This window comes from Kribbella sp. NPDC049584 (genome assembly GCF_040675555.1).
Lineage (GTDB): Bacteria > Actinomycetota > Actinomycetes > Propionibacteriales > Kribbellaceae > Kribbella.
Genome location: NZ_JBFAPF010000004.1, coordinates 228526 through 248934, shown reverse-complemented (window position 1 = coordinate 248934; position 20409 = coordinate 228526). Strand labels below are relative to the sequence as shown.

The 20409-nt window shown below is 67.4% G+C and carries 16 protein-coding genes; 9 read left to right on the top strand and 7 right to left on the bottom strand.

Annotation, left to right across the window (positions count from 1 at the left end; genetic code table 11):
• Positions 1-135: 135 nt before the first annotated feature.
• The gene (locus AB0J62_RS17415; RefSeq protein ID WP_363871189.1) at positions 136-2289 is read left to right on the top strand and encodes an MMPL family transporter; all 2154 of its coding nucleotides are present in this window, start codon (positions 136-138) and stop codon (positions 2287-2289) included.
• Between the two features lie 149 nt (positions 2290-2438).
• Here the strand turns inward: AB0J62_RS17415 and AB0J62_RS17410 are convergent, their stop codons facing one another.
• A complete protein-coding gene (locus AB0J62_RS17410; RefSeq protein ID WP_363871186.1) occupies positions 2439-2570 on the bottom strand; it encodes a hypothetical protein in 132 nt (43 codons plus the stop codon).
• A 343-nt stretch (positions 2571-2913) separates the two neighbouring features.
• Here AB0J62_RS17410 and AB0J62_RS17405 point away from each other — a divergent pair, with 343 nt between their 5' ends.
• Positions 2914-5136: a hypothetical protein gene (locus tag AB0J62_RS17405; RefSeq protein WP_363871183.1), complete on the top strand. Its 2223-nt coding sequence runs from the start codon at positions 2914-2916 to the stop codon at positions 5134-5136.
• 890 nt (positions 5137-6026) lie between these two features.
• On the opposite strand, the gene AB0J62_RS17400 is transcribed toward AB0J62_RS17405, so the two are convergent.
• Positions 6027-6668: an ion channel gene (locus AB0J62_RS17400; RefSeq protein WP_363871180.1), complete on the bottom strand. Its 642-nt coding sequence runs from the start codon at positions 6666-6668 to the stop codon at positions 6027-6029.
• 155 nt (positions 6669-6823) lie between these two features.
• Between AB0J62_RS17400 and AB0J62_RS17395 the strand changes: the two genes are divergently transcribed.
• The gene (locus AB0J62_RS17395; protein WP_363871175.1) at positions 6824-7213 is read left to right on the top strand and encodes a hypothetical protein; all 390 of its coding nucleotides are present in this window, start codon (positions 6824-6826) and stop codon (positions 7211-7213) included.
• Between the two features lie 149 nt (positions 7214-7362).
• On the top strand, positions 7363-7803 hold the full coding sequence (locus AB0J62_RS17390; RefSeq protein WP_363871172.1) for a YdeI/OmpD-associated family protein: 441 nt from the start codon (positions 7363-7365) through the stop codon (positions 7801-7803).
• Here AB0J62_RS17390 and AB0J62_RS17385 read toward each other — a convergent pair.
• On the bottom strand, positions 7790-10792 hold the full coding sequence (locus AB0J62_RS17385) for a LuxR C-terminal-related transcriptional regulator (protein ID WP_363871169.1): 3003 nt from the start codon (positions 10790-10792) through the stop codon (positions 7790-7792). The genes AB0J62_RS17390 and AB0J62_RS17385 overlap by 14 nt on opposite strands.
• A 94-nt stretch (positions 10793-10886) precedes the next feature.
• On the opposite strand from AB0J62_RS17385, the gene AB0J62_RS17380 reads away from it, so the two are divergent.
• On the top strand, positions 10887-12323 hold the full coding sequence (locus AB0J62_RS17380; protein WP_363871165.1) for an Nramp family divalent metal transporter: 1437 nt from the start codon (positions 10887-10889) through the stop codon (positions 12321-12323).
• A gap of 22 nt (positions 12324-12345) precedes the next feature.
• Here AB0J62_RS17380 and AB0J62_RS17375 read toward each other — a convergent pair whose 3' ends face one another.
• The 3 genes from AB0J62_RS17375 to AB0J62_RS17365 form a co-directional block, all read right to left on the bottom strand.
• Positions 12346-13128, bottom strand: coding sequence for a nucleotidyltransferase domain-containing protein (locus AB0J62_RS17375; protein ID WP_363871162.1), 783 nt, complete (start codon positions 13126-13128; stop codon positions 12346-12348).
• 64 nt (positions 13129-13192) lie between these two features.
• Complete coding sequence (locus tag AB0J62_RS17370; protein ID WP_363871159.1) at positions 13193-14122, bottom strand: SMP-30/gluconolactonase/LRE family protein; 930 nt, start codon at positions 14120-14122, stop codon at positions 13193-13195.
• Positions 14123-14155: 33 nt separating this feature from the next.
• Positions 14156-15088 carry an SMP-30/gluconolactonase/LRE family protein gene (locus AB0J62_RS17365; protein WP_363871156.1) on the bottom strand — a complete coding sequence of 311 codons (933 nt, stop codon included), beginning with the start codon at positions 15086-15088 and terminating at the stop codon, positions 14156-14158.
• 60 nt (positions 15089-15148) lie between these two features.
• On the opposite strand from AB0J62_RS17365, the gene AB0J62_RS17360 reads away from it, so the two are divergent.
• The 4 genes from AB0J62_RS17360 to AB0J62_RS17345 all read left to right on the top strand — a co-directional run bounded on the left by AB0J62_RS17360 (position 15149) and on the right by AB0J62_RS17345 (position 19165).
• Positions 15149-15592 carry an Lrp/AsnC family transcriptional regulator gene (locus AB0J62_RS17360; protein ID WP_363871153.1) on the top strand — a complete coding sequence of 148 codons (444 nt, stop codon included), beginning with the start codon at positions 15149-15151 and terminating at the stop codon, positions 15590-15592.
• Between the two features lie 65 nt (positions 15593-15657).
• A complete protein-coding gene (locus tag AB0J62_RS17355; RefSeq protein ID WP_363871150.1) occupies positions 15658-17445 on the top strand; it encodes a biotin carboxylase N-terminal domain-containing protein in 1788 nt (595 codons plus the stop codon).
• A gap of 84 nt (positions 17446-17529) precedes the next feature.
• The gene (locus tag AB0J62_RS17350) at positions 17530-18165 is read left to right on the top strand and encodes an SMI1/KNR4 family protein (RefSeq protein WP_363871147.1); all 636 of its coding nucleotides are present in this window, start codon (positions 17530-17532) and stop codon (positions 18163-18165) included.
• A 139-nt stretch (positions 18166-18304) separates the two neighbouring features.
• Complete coding sequence (locus AB0J62_RS17345; RefSeq protein ID WP_363871143.1) at positions 18305-19165, top strand: peptidylprolyl isomerase; 861 nt, start codon at positions 18305-18307, stop codon at positions 19163-19165.
• Between the two features lie 50 nt (positions 19166-19215).
• Here AB0J62_RS17345 and AB0J62_RS17340 read toward each other — a convergent pair whose 3' ends face one another.
• The gene (locus AB0J62_RS17340; RefSeq protein WP_363871140.1) at positions 19216-20373 is read right to left on the bottom strand and encodes a glycoside hydrolase family 76 protein; all 1158 of its coding nucleotides are present in this window, start codon (positions 20371-20373) and stop codon (positions 19216-19218) included.
• Between the last annotated feature and the right edge of the window lie 36 nt (positions 20374-20409).

The following is a 20409-nucleotide window of genomic DNA, read 5'->3' as shown; positions in this document are numbered from 1 at the left end:
ATCATCCGACCTCATCGATTAGGCCTGGACGTTATGACCGGGGTGTTTCCGCGTAGTCATCTTGTTGTTACGCCGCCGAAACGGCTCCCGCACACCCACTGCGGGGTGGTGAGAGATCGCGGGTACTGTGCCGACGTGAACCGGTGGACGTGGCGAGCGGCGATTGCCGCGGTACTGATCGGCTGGCTGGTGCTGGGCGCCCTGGGCGGGCCGGCGGTCGGAAAGCTGAGTGAGGTCCAGCAGAACGACAACGCGAACTTCCTCCCGAAGCAGGCCGAGTCGACGTTGGTGGCCAACGAGTCGGCGAAGTTCATCGACTCCAAGGCGCTGCCGTACTTCGTCCTGATCGAGCGTGAATCGGGGATCACCGCGGCGGACCTGGACGCGGCCAAGGCGTTCATCGCCCGGATCCCTTCGCTGGATCTCGGCAACGGCAAGAAGCTCGGTTCCTATCTGACTGCTCCGGTTGCCGCTCCGATCCCGTCGGAGGATCACAAGGCGCTGCTGATCACCGTCCAGACCGACGGCGACCGCGCCGACGAGGTGGTCAAGCAGGGCACCACCGTGCTGTTCGCGGTCGCCGACACGCTGCGGACCGACATCAAGCAGAACCTCACACCGACTGGTCTGCAGGTGTATGTCACCGGTCCGGGCGGGGTATTCGCGGACTTCGTGGTCGCGTTCAGCGGGATCGACGGGATCCTGCTCGGGGTCGCGCTGGCGGTCGTGTTCGTAATCCTGCTGATCGTCTACCGCAGCCCGATCCTGCCGATCGCAGTTCTGCTGACCGCGGTCTTCGGCCTCGCGCTGGCCGCGCTGGTGGTCTACCCGCTGGCGAAGAACGGCGTACTCCAGCTGAACGGTCAGAGCCAGGGCATCCTGTTCATCCTGGTCGTCGGAGCCTCGACCGACTACTCGCTGCTACTCGTCTCTCGTTACAAAGAGGAGTTGCACGACTACGAGAGCAAGTTCCAGGCGATGCTGGTCGCCTGGCGGGCGTCGATCGAACCGATCGCGGCCAGCGCGGCGACAGTCATCCTCGGTCTGCTCTGTCTGCTGCTCTCCCAGCTCGGCAGCACGAAGGGTCTCGGCCCCGTCGGCGCCTTCGGGATCGCCGGCGCGTTCATCGCGGCGATGACTTTCCTGCCCGCGATCCTGCTCGCGTTCGGCCGGCGGATCTTCTGGCCGTCGATCCCGCGCGTCGACCACATCCACTCCCGCGACCAGGTCGGTGGCAAGCGCCTTTGGGGCCGCATCTCCGGGTTGGTCGGGCGGCACTCCCGCCGGGTCTGGGTTATCAGCGCGCTGGCATTGCTCGCGTGCGCGGCGTTCCTCCCGACGTTCAAGGCGAGCGGGACCTCGCAGGAGGACCTGTTCCTGAACAAGGTGGAGTCCGTCACTGGACAGCAGGAGTTGGCCAAGCACTTCGACGCCGGTGCGGGTACGCCGGTGCAGATCCTCACCCCGGTCGCGCAGGCGGATCAGGTGGTTGCGACCGCGCTGAAGGTCGACGGTATCGGCGCGGCCTCTGCTTCGGTCGCTCCCGGCGTACCGCCGAAGGTCGTCGACGGCAAGGTGCTCGTCCAGGCCACCCTCAAGGTGCCGGCCGATTCACCCGAGGCGACTCAGGTCGTCAAACACCTGCGGTCCTCGCTGGACTCGGTCAGTCCGGACATCCTGGTGGGCGGCAACACCGCGATCAACCTCGACGTACTGGACGCCGCGCAGCGGGATCTCCGCGTCATCATCCCGACCATCCTCGCGGTGATCTTCGTCGTACTGATGCTGCTGCTGCGATCGCTGGTCGCCGCCGTACTGCTGGTGATCGCGAACGTGCTGTCCTTCGGCGCGACGCTCGGGGTCAGCGCGCTGATGTTCAACCACGTCTTCGGGTTCCCCGGCGCGGATCCCGGCATCCCGCTCTACGCCTTCGTCTTCCTAGTTGCCCTAGGCATCGACTATTCGATCTTCCTGATGACCCGCGTCCGCGAGGAATCCCAGGAGCACGGCACCAGACCCGGCATCCTCGTCGGCCTGGCCGTCACCGGCGGCGTCATCACCTCCGCCGGCGTAGTCCTGGCCGCGACCTTCTCCGCCCTCGCCGTCCTCCCCATCCTCTTCCTCGCCCAAATAGCCTTCATGGTCGCCTTCGGCGTCCTCCTGGACACCACAGTCGTCCGCTCCCTCCTCGTCCCCTCCCTCGCCCACGACATAGGTCCCCGAGTCTGGTGGCCCAGCAAACTATCCAAGGAAAAGCAGGAAGATTCGAAGAGCAGCCAGCTTCGCTGATTAGCCGGAGGTTTGCCTGTGGCGCCCGGCGAGCGCACACCCGACCACCGCGATGGAAGAATTCAGCAGTAGCCCCCGTCCGCACACTGGTCTCGGCTCAGTTCGTCCCCTGGGTCGGCCATCGGCATGCTTGCTCGGTCATCGGCTCATCAGCGCACGCAGGTCTCGATCGCGGTCTGCAGCTCGTCCGTCGCGCACGTCGACAACGCCGTGACGTCGGCACAGTTCCCACCCTCGGCGGCGTTGTCCTGACCAGGCAAGCACGACAACTCGGCCGCCACAGCAGCATCCTTCGACACGACCACCAACTGGTACTGACGGCAGCCACCGGCGACTCGCCGGTGGTTTGGGCGCGCTTCGCCAGGCCGCTTGTGGCGTGGAGGGGCCAGTATGCGCAGGGGGAGCACGGTCGCGCCCCACTGATGCGGCGCATGGTCATCCCGTATCGGTAGCGGGACAGACGCGGCTTCAGCCGTTACAGCGACTCCCGTCAAATCGCCGACCCACCCCGACTACATCGATCGACTAGGGCCGCGGCTGGCATACCGAGTTCGCCTTGTAAATAACGGCTTTCGCGACTGGGCCGATTTGGTCTCAGGAAGGCGAACAGCTAGAATCGAACACATGTTCGACAACGATCTGAGTGAGCTCTCCACGGCCGACCTGCTGGAGTCGGCCGCCGAGCATCGCGCGATCGCCAACCGGGCCGACGCGCGGCTGCTGCAGCACGCCCAGATCTACGCCGACCGCTTCCACCCCTCCGAGTGTCGCGTCCGGCCCGGCCGGCGATCGTTTGACGGCCGCGAGCGGGCCGTGGTGCTGGGCGGCGACGGCTGCCCGCAGATCGCCGAGTTCGCCATCGCCGAGTTCGGCGTCGTGCTCGGCATCTCCCCGATGGTGGCACGCCAGCTCCTCGGCGAAGCACTCGCCCTACGCCACCGCTTCCCCTTCACCTGGGCCCGCGTCCAAGCCGGCACCGCCACCCCCTGGAAGGCCCGCCAACTCGCCACGACCTGCCTGAAACTCTCCGAGGAAGCCGCCCGGTCGGTCGACAAACGCGTCGCACCACTGATCGACACCATCACCCCCTACCGCCTCGACAGGATCATCCGCGCTGCCAAAACCCACGCCGACCCCGCCCTCGCCCGCACCGAGACCGCCGAAGCAGCCCAAGAACGCGGCGTCTTCATCGGCCGCAGCGACCACCACGGCAACAAAACCATCTACGCCAAAGCCCCCGCCGCCGCGGTCATCCGCCACGACGCCACCATCACCGCCATCGCCGAAGCCCTCAAAACCATCGGCGACACCCGCCACCTCCAACACCGCCGCGCCGACGCCCTCGGCATCATCGCCGACCCCCGCTTCACCCAACAACTCCTCACCCAAGCCCACCACCACCCCACCCCCACCAGCAGCCCGACCACCTCCACAACCACGTCCACAAACACGTCAACAGACGCCGCCACGGCACCCACCGACACCTCAAGCCCGGCTCCACGCCCTAGCCGTCAACCGGCGAACGCGACGACCTCCCAAGCAGCCCCTGGCTCGCGTCGCGTAGAAGCAGCCTCGCAACCAGCGGCCGGCACCCGATCGCCCGCGCCAGGTCGCAGCGCGCTCAGCTCACGCGACGCGACGCCGGGCCCCAGCGCGTCCGGCCCACACGACATGGCGCCGGGCCCCAGCGCCTCCGGCCCACAGGACATAGCGCCGGGGCCCAGCACGTTCAGCCCAACCGATGTAGCGACAGACCGCAGCACGTCCGGCCCCCGCGACGTGGCGAGCGGCCGCAGCACGTTCGGCCCGCGCGGCCGCTCGAACAACACACCGAGCACATCACCAGACCCCACCCACGGCGACACCACGGCCCACCCAACAAGCCCGCCGCACGACCACCCACGCCACCGCTCAAACAACACGCCGCGCACATCACCAGACCCCATCCACGCCAACACCACGGCCCCAACAAGCCCGCCGCACGACCACCCACGCCACCGCTCGAACGACACGCCATGCACGTCGCCGGCCCCGGCTCGCGATGGCACTCCGGCGCTCCCGGCGAGCCCGCCGTACGACCACCCGCGCGCAGGTGACGTCTACCTGACTGATCCACTCGAACCGCCGGATCCGCTCGCCGATGAGGTCGGCCCCTACGATCCCGATCCACCGAGCGACCCGTTCGACAGCCGGCCGATGGCCTATGTTCCAGGCCCGCGGACCGAACCTGACGACGGCATGCCGATGGACGGTGCTGCTCAACGGGCGCTCGACGCACGGCTCGCGCAGATCAAGCACGACGCCTACGCCAACCCCGCGAGCGCCAGCGGCGGACAGGTGCGTCCAGGCCACACCGAGGTCTTCGTGCATCTCACCGATCTCACACTTGCCACCGGCAACGGCGTCCTCCGCGCCGAGGGCATCGGTCCGCTGCTCGCCGACCAGCTCACCGAACTCGTCGGCCACGCGCCGTACACCGTCAAACCCGTCATCGACCTCAACGACGCCATCAGCGCCGACGCCTACGAGATCCCCACCAGGATCCGCGAACGCGTACGACTCACCTACCCCGTCGAGCTGTTCCCCTACGGCACCCGCGAGACCCATAGGACCATCGACCTCGACCACCTGCAGCCCTACGATCCGTACGGCCCGGGCGGTCAGACCAATACACGCAACCTCGCACCGCTCAGCCGCTTCGGCCACCGGGTGAAGACCCACGCCCCTGGCTGGAATGTCCGCCGCGTCGACGTGAAGACCCTGGAATGGACCACACCCCACGACTTCACCTTCCACGTCGACCCCACCGGAACCCACCGCCTGCCGAAGTCCCCACCGGCCAACTGATCCGGAGACGACGAGTCTGAGCGAGGCCAGCACCCCAGTACGGCACGGCGCAATGAGTGATCTTGCGCCGTTCCTGGGTACGACGACTCGCGCGGACCGGACCTAGTCGGCGTCGTCGAGCGACTTGTGGAACCTGCGCAGCCAGGCCGCCCGCTCCGGCGTGAGCTCTGGACCGGCAAGGCGAGCCGGAGGGTACGCCGACCACGGCCCGCCGCTGGGTCGAGGCGATCGCGAGCCGTTGTGCCGCCCGCCCGAATTGCACCACCACCCCACCGCACGCTGCCGCCACCCCAGCCGGGCAGGTCGACGATGCTGCCGCCGCCGAGAGCTGTGCACCCGGGCTCCGTCCTCCACCCGCCGCGCACGCCACGCCGTCGTCCGACCCACGGTGCAGCCAGACGCCGTCCTCCCACCCACCACGCAACCAAACTCCTAGCGGGGCTGGCTGATCCTCATCAGCCGGGCCGATCGGATGAGAACCAAGACGCCTTGCGCCTCGAGCGAGATCCGGCGTCGCGGCGCGGACGGCATCCTCGTGCAGTCACGTTCGCCCCACCCACCACGCAACCAGTCACAGTCGCCCGCCCGCCCGCCGTGCAACCAGACACCGCCTTCCCACCCGGGCACCGTCCTCGCGCGCTGCGCATCCAAAGGAAGGGTAGAAGAAGAAAAAAACGGCTATTCAGAAGGCTCGGGCGAGTACTCCAGGCAAGAGACTGAAAAGCAAGAGAAGAACAAAGATTTAGAGTTGTAGCTGGCCTCGGGATCGGGCGGAAGTCTCTGCCTTCGCCCTGTCGGAACCGCACATCTACCCACCGCGATATGCACGCATTGCTCACCCGGCTTGGCTGAGGTCACCCCTCCTGATCACTCGCCCGGGCGTAGCGGTTTCATCCTGACCGCGACCTCGGGGATTGCTCTTTCTGCTGCTGCTCGACAAACCACGACGCGAGCGCGGCGGTAATCGTGCCCATCAAAGCGACGCCGCCGAACATCAGCGCGACTCCGACAATCCGGCCCTCGCCGGTGGTCGGGAAGTGGTCGCCGTAACCCACCGTCGACATCGTGGCGGCGGCCCACCAGAGCGAGTCGCCAAAGGTGGTGATGTTGGCTTTCGCGCTGCCCCGCTCCGCGTCCAGCACAGCCAGCGCGGCCACGAACCCAAGCAGGAGCGCGCCGGTGACCGCGTACGTCGTGGCCTTGGTCCGCAGCGACATTCCGGCGTGCCGCATCCGCACCAGCACCGGAAGCAGACGGACGAGACGCATCGGCCGCAGCAGCGGCAGCACGATCACCGCAAGGTCGACCAGGTTGCCGCGGACGAACCGCCTCCAATCCTCCGCCAGGCTCAGCCTGATGAAGTAGTCCACGCCGAAGAGCCCCCAGATGAGCCACGATGCAATCGAGCAGGCCCGGACCAGTCCGGGCGATAGTCCGGGGTTCAAGATCGGCCAGGCGTAGACCGCAAGAAAGGCAACTGCCGCGCCGTCCAGAAGCCAACCTGTACGCCGCTCATAGCTGCCGGTCATCATGTCCGGGCCCCTGCGTTGTGGTGCCGCCGTCGCGCGCCGGAACGGAGGGGTACCTGGGCGGCTGGCTCGGTAGTAGGGAACAATTCGCTCATGGTTCGTTGCCCAAGGCTCGCCCCGGTCCGGGCCTTCTCCGCGAGCTGCTCACCATGTATGCAATGCCGCAGATGCCTCTCCTCGCCGACCGGGTCCCGAAGATCCGGGTCGTAGCCCTCACGAGCACTCTCCAGGTGCTCGCGGCCGTCAAGGTGAAGCAGTCTCGGCGCGCGGTGATGGTCACAGACCTTCCATGCCAACTCGGTCATCGGGTGGTGCTCCTCTCAGTCGCGCTCGTCCGGCAACTCGACCACGCCTGGCAGGTCGTCCGGCTCGTCCTCGTCCTCCCCCCGGCGCGGCGATCCGTGGCATTCCAGGATGGGCCGGGACGAGTGCGCTTGGAACTGTTCGAACCACTCGTCGACGTCCGCCATGCCGGCGGTGGCCGCGTCCGGGGCCGGTTCTGCTGGAGCCAGTCCGAGCCCGTGGCTTCCGCTATGCGGCCCAGGTAGTCGACGGTTCTTCGGATCGTGAGTTTCGCGTCGGACGGCGTAGCGGTCGCAGTCGCGGCCGTGATCGGACGCGTGGTACCGGATGTCGCTGTGGCTGGGCGAGTTGTCCTAGCGATCCGTCTCCTGTGCTTCGTATTAGCGTGGAACGCATGGAGACGTTCGAGGGGCGGATCGTGGTCAATGAGGGCGGCGGAGCCTGGGTTGAGGTGCCGGGGGAGGTGGTTGCGGCGCTTGGTGGGGGTGGGCGGATTGCGGTGCGGGCTACGTTCGACGGGATTGAGTACCGGGGATCGATCGCGTCCATGGGTGGGTGCATGGTGTTGGGGATTCTCAAGGGGATCCGGGCCGAGCTGCGGAAGGGCGATGGGGATGCCGTGAGGGTGACGGTGGAGCGGGATACGGCTGAGCGGACCGTTGAGGTGCCGGAGGATTTCGCGGCGGCGCTGCGGGAGGCGGGGTTGCGGGAGGCGTTCGACAAGTTGGCTTACAGCCATCGGCGGGAGCATGTGCAGGCGATCCTCGACGCGAAGAAGGCCGAGACGCGTGAGCGGCGGATCGGTAAGGCGTTGGAGATGCTCAGGTCTTCTTGAGCGAGGCGAGTTCGGTTCGGTTGGAGACGCCGAGTTTGGCGTAGACATGGGCCAGATGGGTCTTGACCGTGCCACGGCTCATGAACAGGCGCTCGCCGATCTCGGGGTTGCTTAGCCCTTCGACCGCTAGGTCGACGACCTGCTGCTCCGTCGGAGTGAGGCTGGCCCAGCCGGAAGACGGGCGACCGCGCGCTCCCCGAGTACGGCGGGCATAGGCGACGGCGTCGTCCAATGACAGCGGGGGCTCGCCGGAGGAGGTCGGCAAGTCGGGATGATCGAGCGGCGTGGCCAGGCCCAAAACCGTGCGGGTGGCGGCTGCGGCGGTGGCCAGGCGGGCGGCGTCAGCGGTGCGGTTGGTGTGGTTTGCCAAGAGCGCAAGGGATTCCAGGCTGTCGATGATGTACGTACGCAGCCCGTGATCCACCCGGATCGTCAACGCCTGATGCAGCAGATCGGCGGCCTTCTCCGGCTGCGTAGTGATTGCGACACGGCCAAGCTGATCGAGCGCATCCGCGAGGATCCGCGGCAGGTTATACCGACGAGCCAGTACGACGGCCCGCTCGAGCAGCTCCGACGCATCATGCCCGCCGGCACGCCGAGCGGCCGCAACCGACGGCAGCAGCATCGCGGGTACGAACGTCTCCGCCAAGGGACCGTCCGCCGCGGTCTCACGGGCAACCCACTCCACGGCAGCGTCGTACTCGCCGCTCCAGTAAGAGATCAGCCCCATCACCTGCCCGAGATTCGGTACGACGGCGCCCGCGGTCTCGGCCAACTCGAGCAGCGGCTGCATCAGCGAGCGTGCCTCGTCCAACCGACCCGTCCGCACCAGCAGCGTCGCCAGCTGCCCGCGCGCGGTGCCGACCCGGTGGAAATCAGCCAGCGGTTCGGCCGCGGCCAGAGCGCGCTCGCCGATCTCGACGGCCTTCAAGGGTTCACCGGTCGACATCAGGCTCTCGGACCAGACGGTCAACACAGTCGAGGCAATCCCGCGTTCGCCGCTGGCGATCAGGCCGTCAGCCGCCAGGTCGAGCAGCGGCCGCAGTTCGTCATGCCTGTCCCACAAGGAAAGCAGGACGCACTGCAAGGCGATGTTCGCGTTGCGTGCCGGCTCGTTGTCCCCCGCCAGCCGCAAACCCTCAGCCGTCAGATCCCACGCCTTCTGGAAATCCCTGAAGAACTCGCCGACCGCCACCAGCGCCAGGAAGAGCGACCGCAACCGGTCGTCGCCCAGCTCGGTAGCAAGCGCGAGCCCACGACCCGCCGCGTCGTACCCGAACGGGTCGACCGTATCGGCGACCGTCGCATACCCGTACAGCAAACGGGCCTGAAGCAACGACCGGTCATCCGGCGCGAGCTCGATCGCTCGGCGCAGGTACCCGATGCCCTCGTTACCCGTCGCCTGCAAGTTCCACAACCAGCGCAGCGCGGCCGCCAGCCGACGGCCACGATCATGATCCGCCGACAGCCCATACTCCAGAGCCGCCCGGTAGTTCTCTCGGTCAGGCTCAATCCGCGCCCGCCACGCCTCGCGGTCCACGTCCAGCAAGGGTTCCGCGCCCTCAGCCACCGAAAGGTAGTGCGAGAGGTGCCGTGAACGAGTCTCCTCGGTCTCGCCGGCTTCCGCCAACCGCGCCGCGGCGTACTCGCGGATCGTCTCCAGCAGGCGATACTGGCCGCCCTCCGCCACCACGAGCGATTTGTCGACAAGCCGCGCAAAATCCTCGAGTACGACGTCGCACACCGCAGCCGCTGCCTCCAGCGTGAAACCGCCCGCGAAGACTGCCAACTTCCGGAACACCTGGCGCTCGTCCGGAGAAAGCAGGTCGTAACTCCAGCCGATCGACGCGGCGAGAGTCTGCTGCCGCGCCGCAACCCCTCGCACGTTCTTAGTCAGCAAGCCGAACCGGTCGTCCAGGCCCGCTGCGATCTGTGAAGGCGTCAGCGTGCGAACCCGAGCAGCGGCCAGTTCGAGCGCCAGCGGGATGCCGTCGAGACGAAGGCAGATGGAACGGATGGCCTGCTCCGATTCAGGAAACTCCGACCCGGCCCGCTCGACGAACAGCTCCCGCGCCTCGTCCGGGGCAAGGGCGGGCACTCGCCAGATCGCCTCGCCCGGCAGGTCGAGCGGCTCACGACTCGTTGCTAGCACGGAGATCTCCGGGCAGCCGGTGTGCAGCGCGAGGACGAACTCCGCGACCGCGTCGATGATCTGCTCGCAGTTGTCCAGGCAGATCAGCGCCCGCTTGGTCCTCAGTTGGCCGAGCAGGAGACGGTCGCCGGACTCGACGAGCAGACCGATCGCGGCCGCGACGGCCTCCGGGATCTGCCCGGCCTCGGTGACCGCGGAAAGATCGACCCACCAGACTCCGTCGGGCCAGCGCTCAGCTACTTGGGCTGCGGTCTGCGCAGCCAGCCGGGTCTTGCCGCTGCCGCCCGGGCCGGTGAGGGTGACGAGCCTGCTGCCAGCCAGTTGCGTTCGAAGCGCGGCCACCTGGGTCTGTCGGCCGACGAAGCTGGTGAACATCACCGGCAGGTTGTTGGGCACCTGGTCCAGCGAACGCAACGGCTGAGTCGTCGAAGTCAGCTCGAGGATCCGCTCCGGCGAACCGAGATCATGCAGCCGATGTACGCCGAGATCGGCAACGCCGGCGACACCCACAGCTGTCGTTGCCGTGAGCAACGTCTGACCAGGATTGGCGATCGCCAGCAATTGCTCGGCATGCCGGACGGCGGGCGCGGTCGTCGGCGCGGTGTGCAGCGCGATTCGGAGCAGCTCCCCCGCCGGCACCAGCGATGCCGCCTCCCGAAGCTCTCCGGCCGCAGCGATTGCGTCGGTGGGTTCGTCGTACACAAGGACGGGCCAGCCGGCGTCCCGTCGTACGAGCAGCTCGCCCGGCAGCTCAGCGGCCAGGCCGGCCAGGCGTGCGTAGGCAGGCGCGCTGGCGGCACCGGCGTACGACGCGGCAAGAGCAGTCACCCCACCCATGCCGGCCAGTCTGCCATCCGGCTGTGTCGGGTCGCCGATGTCGACAGTATTCGTTACCCTCCCGGACAGGGGGTCGAGGAGAGTGAGGAGCCTGATGGCAGACACCACATCGACTGACCACGGACGATTCGCACTACCGACCAAGAATCTGCCCGCACCGCAAGTTCGCGACCTTCCCGAGCCGCCCACGAAGACCTGGAAGATCATCGGCCCCGGCATGGTCGGCGCCGGCGTGGGACTGGCCTCGGGTGAGTTCATCCTCTGGCCGTACATCTCCAGCCAGGTCGGCCTGGTGTTCCTCTGGGGCGCCGTCGTCGGCGTGGTGGTCCAGTGGTTCCTGAACATGGAGATCGAGCGGTACACGCTGGCAACTGGTGAGACAGCGTTGACCGGCTTCAACCGGTACGGGAAGCACTGGGGCCTGTTCTTCGCGATCATGACGTACTTCGCGAACCTCTGGCCCGGCTGGGCGACGAGCTCGGCGAGCATGCTCACGTACCTGTTCGGCGCCGGCGATCCGCGCTGGATCGCGATCGGGATGCTGTTGCTGATCGGCGCGATCCTGACGTTCGCGCCGGTCGTCTACGTGATGCTGGAGCGGCTGATCGCGGTGAAGATCGCCGCGGTCGCACTGCTCGTGATCCTCGCGCTGGTGTTCGCGATCCGTGCGAAGACGTACAGCGCGCTCGGTGAGGCGGTCACGCACCCGCAGTTCCCGGCCGACCAGCTCGGATTCGCGCTGGTGATGGGTGCGATCGCGTACGCCGGTGCGGGCGGCGGTCAGAACCTTGTCCAGAGCAACTGGATCCGGGACAAGGGTTTCGGCCAAGGCGCGCACGTGCCGCGGCTGACGTCACCGGTGACGGGTGAGACCGAGGCGGATCCGACCGCCAACGGGTACACGTTCACACCGGACGACGCGAACCTGGCCCGCTGGAAGCGCTGGTGGAAGTTCGCGAACATCGAGCAGGCCGCGACGTTCGTCGCGATCACCGTGATCACGATCGCGTTCACGTCGATGCTCGCCCACGCCACCCTGTTCGGGAACCCGGACGTCAAGAACAACATCGGCTTCCTGAAGATCGAGGGTACGACGCTGCAGACACTCGTCGGCGGCTGGTTCGGCTACCTGTTCTGGGCGATCGGCGCGTTCTCGCTGTTCGCCGCCGCGGCCGGCATCGTCGACTACACGTCACGCCTGTCGTCGGACATGATCAAGGCCCGCTACCTGCGCGAGTCGAAGATCACCGAGTCCAAGCTGTACTTCTGGCTGGTCTGGGGACTCGTTGCCTTCGGCATCATCGTCCTCCTGGCCGGCCTGACCCAGCCGCTGGTCCTGCTGGTCATCTCGGCCTGCACCGCCGGCACGATGATGTTCGTGTACTCCGGCCTGCTCTGGTGGATGAACTCGCGCGCCCTCCCGGACGCGATCCGCATCACCACCTGGCGCACCGTCGTACTGGCCTTCTCGTTCCTGGCGTTCGGCTTCCTGGCCGTCTTCACCATCATCGACCAGGTCAAGAAGTTGTAGCCCCGTCAGCCGAGGAAGGCCCTCAGCCGAGGAAGGCCACCACGGCTTCCTCGGCTGCGGTACGCCGTACCACCTGCAAGCCGCTGCGCTCCCGGACCGCGCGATAGACCTCGACCGACGCCTTCAAAGCACGCAGACAATCCTCGCGGTCGGCCGTCGCGACGGTCTCACGGAGCGCCGGCACGAGCTCCGGCGCCAGCGTTTCCAGCCGCCGTACGCCGGCCGGACGCGTGGTCCGTCCGATCCCCGCCAGCGGCGCGATCGCGGCGCCGCGGATCATGTCCAGCGCCTCGATAGCTTCGAACAGCTCGCCGCGGGCGATCTTGACGGCGGTGTAGTGCACCCAGACCCAGATGCGGTCCTCGATCCACTGGGCATCCGGCTGCGGCCAGCTCGGCGCGGACTCCGCGAGCACCCCATCGAGGGTGTTGTCCCGCTGCCACAGCACGAGCCCGTTCTCGACCCGCGTCCGGAAACCATCAGGCGTCACGAACTTCAGGTCGACATGCACCAGCGGCGGCCCGAACAACGCGATCAGCAGCCGCGGCTCGCCGACATGCTCCCCGGTGAAGCTCGACAGCAACAGCCCGACCCGCCCGGCGAACTCCTTCGCCTCGGCCAGGCACTCCGGCTGTCCTTCCGGCGTACACACCAGCACGAGATCCAGATCCGAATACTCATCGCTGGTGCCCGAGGCAACCGATCCCCCGACCACCACCGCGAGCACCCTCGCATCGGCAGCGGCCTCCGCGACAACCTTCTCCGCAAGCTCCCGAAGGTGCTCCGGGACGCCGACCAGTTCCACAGTTCCTCCTCGATCAGGTCAGCAGGCCATCATCACCCACCGCCCACCAAGAAGGCGACCGAATTTAGACCCGCGGTCCGTAAGCCTCCGGGGCGCCGTTGGCGGTGGTGAAGAGGGAGTAGACGGAGGTCGTCGCCGTGATGAAGAGGCGGTTGCGTTTGGGGCCGCCCCAGGTGAGGTTGCTGACGGTTTCGGGGACGAGGAGTTTGCCGAGGAGCGTGCCGTCGGGGTGGTAGATGTGGACGCCGTCGGCGGCAGAGGTCCAGATCCGGCCCTGCGTGTCGAGGCGGAAGCCGTCGAAGATGCCGTTGCCGCACTCGGCGAACAGCTCGCCGCCGGAGAGCTTGTCGCCGTCGACGGTGAAGACGCGCATCGTGCCCTCCTCCGAGTCGGAGATGTAGAGCAACGACTCGTCCGGCGAGAACGCGATCCCGTTCGGCCGGTTGAAGTCGTCCGCGACCCGGGTCAGTACGCCGTCCGTCCCGACGCGGTACACATGGCAGCCGCCGGTCTCGATCTCGCCCTTGTAGCCCTCGTAGTCGCTGTCGATCCCGTACGCCGGATCCGTGAACCAGATCGACCCGTCACGCTTCACGACGACGTCGTTCGGGCTGTTCAGCCGCTTCCCGTCGTACTCGTGCGCGAGCACCGTGATCCCGCCGTGGTGTTCGGTCCGCGTCACGCGCCGGTTGCCGTGCTCGCAGCTGACGAGCCGGCCCTCGGTGTCGCGGGTGTGGCCGTTGGTGTTGCCGGCCGGGTGCCGGAAGACCGAGACCTGGTACGAGGTCTCGTCCCAGCGCAGGATGCGGTCGTTCGGGATGTCGCTCCAGAGCAGATACCGGCCCGCGGCGGAGTACACCGGGCCCTCGACCCAGCGACCGCCGGTCCACAGCCGCTCGAGCTTGTTGTCTCCGCGGATCCCCGCGAACCGGTCGTCCAGCTTCTCCCAGACGGCCGGTGCGGTCCCTGCCAACGGCTCGAGAATTCCCGTCATCACGACTCCTCACGAACTCGGCTGCAAACGCTTTCAGCTGAGCCTATCCGTGAACCCCAGTTGAGCGCCTTGCGCGGTTGACAGCCACGACCACACCGACGTTGTCGCCGTGATGAACAGGCGGTTGCCCTTGGGGCCGCCGAAAGTCAGGTTGGACACGACGTCCGGCAGCAGCAGTTTGCCGATCAGCGTGCCGTCCGGGTCGAAGCAGTGCACGCCCTCGTGCGTCGCCGCCCAGACCCGGCCGGCGCTGTCCACCCGGATCCCGTCGAACATGCCCGCCTCGCAGGGCGCGAACACCTCGCCGCCGACCAGCTTCTCGCCGTCGACGTCGAAGCGCCGGATGTGCTTCCCGGGGGTGTCGACGACGTACAACTGCTGCTCGTCCAGCGTGAACGCGAGCCCGTTCGGGCGGGTGAAGTCGTCCGCGACGACCGTCAGTACGCCGTCCGGCGCGATTCGGTAGACGTGGCACCCGTCGAGCTCCTGCTCGGCCGCATGACCCTCGTAGTTGGAGGTGATCCCGTACGGCGGATCGGTGAACCAGATCGAGCCGTCGCTGTGTTCGACCACGTCGTTCGGGCTGTTCAGCCTTCGGCCGCCGAGATGCGAGGCGAGCACGGTGCGGCTGCCGTCGTACTCCGTCCGGACGACCTGGCGATCGCCCTGTGAGCAGCTGATCAGGCGGCCGGTGCGGTCGATGGTGTTGCCGTTGACGTAGCCGGACGGCTCGCGGAACACGCTGACGTGTCCGGAGACCTCGTCCCAGCGGAGCATCCGGTCGTTCGGGATGTCGCTGAAGATCAGGCAGCGCCAGGCGGGCGAGTACGCCGGTCCTTCGAGCCAGCGGCCGCCGTCGTACAGGCACTCGACGTACTCGTCGCCGGCGATGCGGGCGAAGCGCTCGTCGAGCACCACCAACTCGGCGCGGATCCGCGGCAGGGTGTCGGTGAGTGCGATCGTCATACCCGAACCATATCCTGCTATTATGGGTGCGAACAGAATGACATATGGACTTAGGTGCAGATGGCCATAGATGATGTGGATCGCAAGCTGCTGACCGCGCTGCAGGAGGATGCTGCGCAGTCGTACGCCGCGCTCGGGGAGATCGCCGGGCTGTCGGCCGGATCGGCGCACGAGCGGGTGCGCAAGCTGAAGGCGGCCGGCGTGATCCGGCGTACGACGATCGACGTCGACCCGGCCGCGCTCGGCCGCGGCGTACTCGCGTTCGTCCTGCTCGAGGCGAACGCCTGGATGGGCGACTCCCGCGAGGCGTTGCTGGACATCCCTGCGGTCGAGGAGGCACACATCATCGCGGGGCCGGCGTCGGTGCTCGTGAAGGTCCGGACGACGACCACCGAGGACCTGCAGGCCACGCTGCGCGCGCTCCACGAGGTCGACGGCGTGATCGGCACGCAGACCGTCGTCGTACTGGAGTCGTTCTTCGAGCGGCAACCCGCCGTGGTGTGAGGAACACCCTGTCTCCTTCGACGGCCGGTTCACCCTAGACTCGGGCCAGCCGAAGGGAGTCAGCTGTGTCCGACAGCAAGCAGATCACCAAGGTGCTGGTCGCCAACCGGGGCGAGATCGCCGTCCGGGTCGTCCGGGCCGCCGCCGATGCGGGACTGGGCAGCGTCGCGCTGTACGCCGACCAGGACCGCGACGCGCTGTTCGTCCGGCTCGCCGACGAGGCGTACGCGCTGGACGGGTCGACACCGGCCGACTCCTACCTGAACATCGCCAAGATCCTGGACGTGGCGGCGCGCTCCGGCGCGGACGCCGTCCACCCCGGCTACGGCTTCCTGGCCGAGAACGCCGAGTTCGCCCAGGCCGTGATCGACGCCGGGCTGATCTGGATCGGCCCGCCGCCGTCGGCGATCGACTCGCTCGGCGACAAGGTCAAGGCGCGGCACATCGCGGAGAAAGTCGGCGCGCCGCAGGTGCCCGGGACGCCGGACCCGGTCAACGGGGCTGATGAGGTCGTCGCGTTCGCGGAGGAGTACGGGCTGCCGATCGCGATCAAGGCGGCGTACGGCGGTGGTGGTCGCGGGATGAAGGTCGCGCGGACCATGGAGGAGATCCCGGAGTTGTTCGAGTCCGCGACCCGCGAGGCCGTGAGTGCCTTCGGGCGCGGCGAGTGCTTCGTCGAGCGGTACCTGGACAAGCCGCGGCACGTCGAGACCCAGTGCCTGGCCGATGCCCACGGCAACGTTGTCGTGGTGTCAACGCGGGACTGCTCGCTGCAGCGCCGGTACCAGAAGCTCGTCGAGGAGGCGCCCGCGCCGTTCCTTTCGCCTGAGCAGCTGGAGCTGTTGTATTCGTCGTCCAAGAAGATCCTGCGCGAGGCGGGGTACGTCGGGGCGGGCACGTGCGAGTTCCTGGTCGGGCAGGACGGGCTGATCTCGTTCCTCGAGGTGAACACGCGACTGCAGGTCGAGCACCCGGTGTCCGAGGAGGTCACCGGGCTGGACCTGGTGCGGGAGATGTTCCGGATCGCCCAAGGCGAGGAGCTCGGGTACGACGATCCGGTCGTGTCGGGGCACTCGATCGAGTTCCGGATCAACGCGGAGGACGGTGGCCGCGGGTTCCTGCCGGCGCCGGGGACGCTGACTCGGTGGCATGCGCCGTCGGGTCCTGGCGTGCGGCTCGACGGTGGGTACGACCAGGGCGAGACGGTGCCGGGTGCGTTCGACTCGCTGGTCGCGAAGCTGATCGTGAGCGGCCGGGACCGTCAGCAGGCGCTCGAGCGGTCGCGGCGGGCCTTGCGTGAGTTCGTCGTCGAGGGGATGCCTACTGTCATCCCGTTCCACCAGGCTGTCGTGTCGGATCCGGCGTTCGTCGGGACGGACGGGTTCAAGGTCCACACGCGGTGGATCGAGACGGAGTACGACAACCAGCTCACGCCGTACGAAGGTCCGCTCGGCGAGCCGTCCGAGGAGGGCGAGCGCGAGAAGGTGACGGTCGAGGTCGGCGGCAAGCGACTCGAGGTCGTGCTGCCCGCGGGTCTCGGCGCCGTTGGTGGTGCTGCTGTGGCCGGCGCCGGTGCTGCCGCGGGGAAGAAGAAGCCCGCCCGGCGAGCCGGCGGAACCAAGAGCTCCGCCGCCTCCGGTGACTCCCTCACCTCACCGATGCAGGGCACCATCGTCAAGATCGCCGTCGAGGAAGGCGCCACCGTCGCCGAAGGCGACCTCATCGTCGTCCTCGAAGCCATGAAGATGGAACAACCCCTCAACGCCCACAAATCCGGCACCGTCACCGGCCTGACCGCCGAGGTAGGCGCCACCGTCTCCGCCGGCGCCGCAATCTGCGAAATCAAAGACTGACCCCAGCCACGGCTAAGACCTCTTGGACCGTGTGGCTGACATACTCCGGCGGTTGTGGAGCGTTCTGTGGCGGAGTCTTGGGGAATGATCATCGGTTGGTTGAAGGAGCACCTGCCGCACGCGCTGGATCACCTTCAACCACCGGCTTCATGGAGTGAGATCTCGGCGCTTCGTGCTGCCATGGATCGCCGGCTGCCGAGCGATCTGATCGCCTGGCTGACGTTTAACAACGGGTTCGGGTGGCACGCGGACTTCGGGAGTCTCATCCCGTTTCTCTACATCCCGATGGGGATCGACCGGATGCTGCGCGACCGCAAGATGCTGCGTGAGGTGACTTCCTCGATCTTTCCCGATCGAGCACCCTCCGCCGAGCAGCAGTCGGCCGGGACGCGGACCTTCGAGTGGCTCGACGCGTTCCTTCCGATCGGCGACGCCGGCACCGACTGCCACCTCTTCGTCGACCTCCGCGAGGGCGAGCACCACGGTTGCGTCGGTGACTTCGACTACCAATCAGGCGGGTTCTCCATCCCGGACTGGTTCAGCATCGGCGAGATGCTCGCCGATGTGGCGGACGCCCTGGTCCTGAACCAGCCCGCCCGGGCGGATCTCGGCCGCCGCAGACACGCCGCAACCCCGTTTCCGACTCACCCTCCCGTCGCGTGGACGCCGTACATCGACGAAGGCCGCCTGCACTGGCAACAGGTCAACCTCGACGACTAACCGCCCCGCCGGCCGACTTGGCCGGCGGCACGGATGGTTGTCATGTGCTCAGTCTCCGCAATCTGAACGGATTGACAGACAGTTCTCAGGTTTTCGCTGTAGGTTCCCGTGCAGGCATTCCGGTGAGGAGGGTTACTGCATGTCCAAGAAGACCCATCAGCAGCAGCTGGCGGCGCGGAAGGCGAAGCGGCTGGCCGAGCGGGAGAGCGAGCGGCGCCGGCAGCGGCGGAACCTGGCGATCACGATCGCCTCGGTCGCGACGGTCGTCGTGGTGATCGTCGGGGTCTTCGTGGTGTTCGGGGTGGGTGGTGACGACAAGCCGGCGGCCGCGCCGAGCGACCAGGCGTCGGCGGGGCCGGAGAACAAGCCGACGAGCATTCCGACCGCGATGGCGCCGGCGCCGAAGCGGGCGACGCCGCTCGCGGCCGAGGTCAACTGCACGTACAAGAAGAGCGCCGAGCCGGCCAGCAAGAAGGTGAACCCGCCGGCCGACGGCAAGACCAAGGCGTCCGGTACGTCGAAGGTCAGCCTGAACACGTCGATCGGCGATCTGCAGCTGACGCTGGACAGCGCGCTGGCGCCGTGTGCGGTGAAGAACTTCCTGAGCCTGGTCGGGCAGAAGTACTTCGACAACACCAAGTGCCATCGGTTGACGGTCGGCGAAGGCCTGCAGGTGCTGCAGTGCGGCGATCCGACCGGGACCGGATCGGGCGGGCCGGGCTACAGCTTCGCGGACGAGGTGTATCCGACGCTGAAGTACGGGCGGGGTGTGCTCGCGATGGCTAACTCCGGGGCGAACACCAACGGGAGCCAGTTCTTCATCGTGTACGGCGATGCGTCGGGGCTGACGCCGCAGTACACGGCGTTCGGGACGATCGACGAGGCGAGCGCGAAGCTGATCGACAAGGTGGCCGAGGCGGGTGTTACGCCGCAGAACGGGCCGCAGGACGGCACGCCGATCACGCCGGTCGAGATCAAGACGGCAACTGCAGCAGCCTGAACAAAAGAACCGCGCCGCCCGTCCCCTGCGGAGACGGGCGGCGCGGATGTTTAAGCGAGCAGGCCGTACCTGGAGCGGGGCCAGGCCAGGAGGGCGTGAATTTGGGTTATGCCGGATTGTTGGAGGAGTTCTACTGAGCCTTCGCCGAAGTGGTACAGGTTGGTGGCGGGGTCCCGGGTGGTGGTCCAGTTGTAGTCGGCGTAGGACTGCATTGCCTTGCGGTAGCTGGGGTTCGGGGCTACCGAGTCCAGGATCAAGAGGTTCTTGAACCAGATGGAGTTGAAGGCAGCGCCCTGCTTCGCGAGGATCTCCGGGGTGTTGTAGAACGCCAGCGACGCCGACGCGACCGACTTCGCGTCGCTGAGGTACTTCGGGTTACCGGTTGCCTTGAACAACAGAACCCCGGCGCCGAGCATCACGCCCTGGTTGTAGCTCCACTGGGTCTTCTCGACGTTGCCGGCCAGGTCGATGTGGTCCCAGTACAGACCGTTCGGGGCGAGCATGCAGGTCTGCGCCCACGTGTACATCCGCTGCGCCCACGTCAGATACGACTTGTCCCGCGTCAGCAGGTACAGATGCGCGCCGAGCTCGGCGCCCGGCCCGTTCGACACCGTGTTCCGGTCCTGGCTCCACGGAGCCTGGGTCCAGAAGACGCCGCCGGCGCACGGGTGCGACGGATCGGTGTCCCAGCCGTGGACGACGAGCGCGAAGATGTCCTTCGCCCGAGCGAGTGCAGCGCGGTCACCAGTCCGCTTGTACCGCTGGATCAGGTTCAGCCCGATCCACTCGTTGTCGTCGTAGAACTTGTCCCCACCTTGACCGTTCGGCGGCCGCACGTACGAGTCGTATCCGGTCGGCGTCGTACCCGAGTTCCAGTAGAACTCGTACGCCGCGAGCCGTCGGTCGGCCTCCGCCGACGCCTTGCGGCCCGCACCGGGGATGCCGGCCAGGTCCTCGGCCGCGATCGAGGCCTGCGAGTACGGCCAGACGTACGAGTACGGATTGGTCTGCGTGTTCGGGTACTCCTCCCGCAGCAATCCCCCGTTGCCGGCGTCGAAGTACTTGTTGATCGCGTCGTACGACGCGCGCGCCCGAGCTGCGTTCGGCTCGGTCGCCGCGTCGGCCGTGGTCATGCTCAGCGACCCGAGGACGGTGACCGCGAGTACTCCGGCGGCCAGACGAGTTGATATACCAAATTTCCTGCGCATCGACCTACTCCTCCTGGGCGGTGGCGGTTGACATCG

Coding starts and splice junctions, on each gene's coding strand:
- AB0J62_RS17405 (WP_363871183.1), top strand. CDS start 2,914: ATGTTCGACAACGATCTGAGTGAGCTCTCCACGGCCGACCTGCTGGAG.
- AB0J62_RS17400 (WP_363871180.1), bottom strand. CDS start 6,668: ATGATGACCGGCAGCTATGAGCGGCGTACAGGTTGGCTTCTGGACGGC.
- AB0J62_RS17395 (WP_363871175.1), top strand. CDS start 6,824: ATGCCGCAGATGCCTCTCCTCGCCGACCGGGTCCCGAAGATCCGGGTC.
- AB0J62_RS17390 (WP_363871172.1), top strand. CDS start 7,363: ATGGAGACGTTCGAGGGGCGGATCGTGGTCAATGAGGGCGGCGGAGCC.
- AB0J62_RS17385 (WP_363871169.1), bottom strand. CDS start 10,792: ATGGGTGGGGTGACTGCTCTTGCCGCGTCGTACGCCGGTGCCGCCAGC.
- AB0J62_RS17380 (WP_363871165.1), top strand. CDS start 10,887: ATGGCAGACACCACATCGACTGACCACGGACGATTCGCACTACCGACC.
- AB0J62_RS17370 (WP_363871159.1), bottom strand. CDS start 14,122: ATGACGGGAATTCTCGAGCCGTTGGCAGGGACCGCACCGGCCGTCTGG.
- AB0J62_RS17365 (WP_363871156.1), bottom strand. CDS start 15,088: ATGACGATCGCACTCACCGACACCCTGCCGCGGATCCGCGCCGAGTTG.
- AB0J62_RS17360 (WP_363871153.1), top strand. CDS start 15,149: ATGGCCATAGATGATGTGGATCGCAAGCTGCTGACCGCGCTGCAGGAG.
- AB0J62_RS17350 (WP_363871147.1), top strand. CDS start 17,530: ATGATCATCGGTTGGTTGAAGGAGCACCTGCCGCACGCGCTGGATCAC.
- AB0J62_RS17345 (WP_363871143.1), top strand. CDS start 18,305: ATGTCCAAGAAGACCCATCAGCAGCAGCTGGCGGCGCGGAAGGCGAAG.
- AB0J62_RS17340 (WP_363871140.1), bottom strand. CDS start 20,373: ATGCGCAGGAAATTTGGTATATCAACTCGTCTGGCCGCCGGAGTACTC.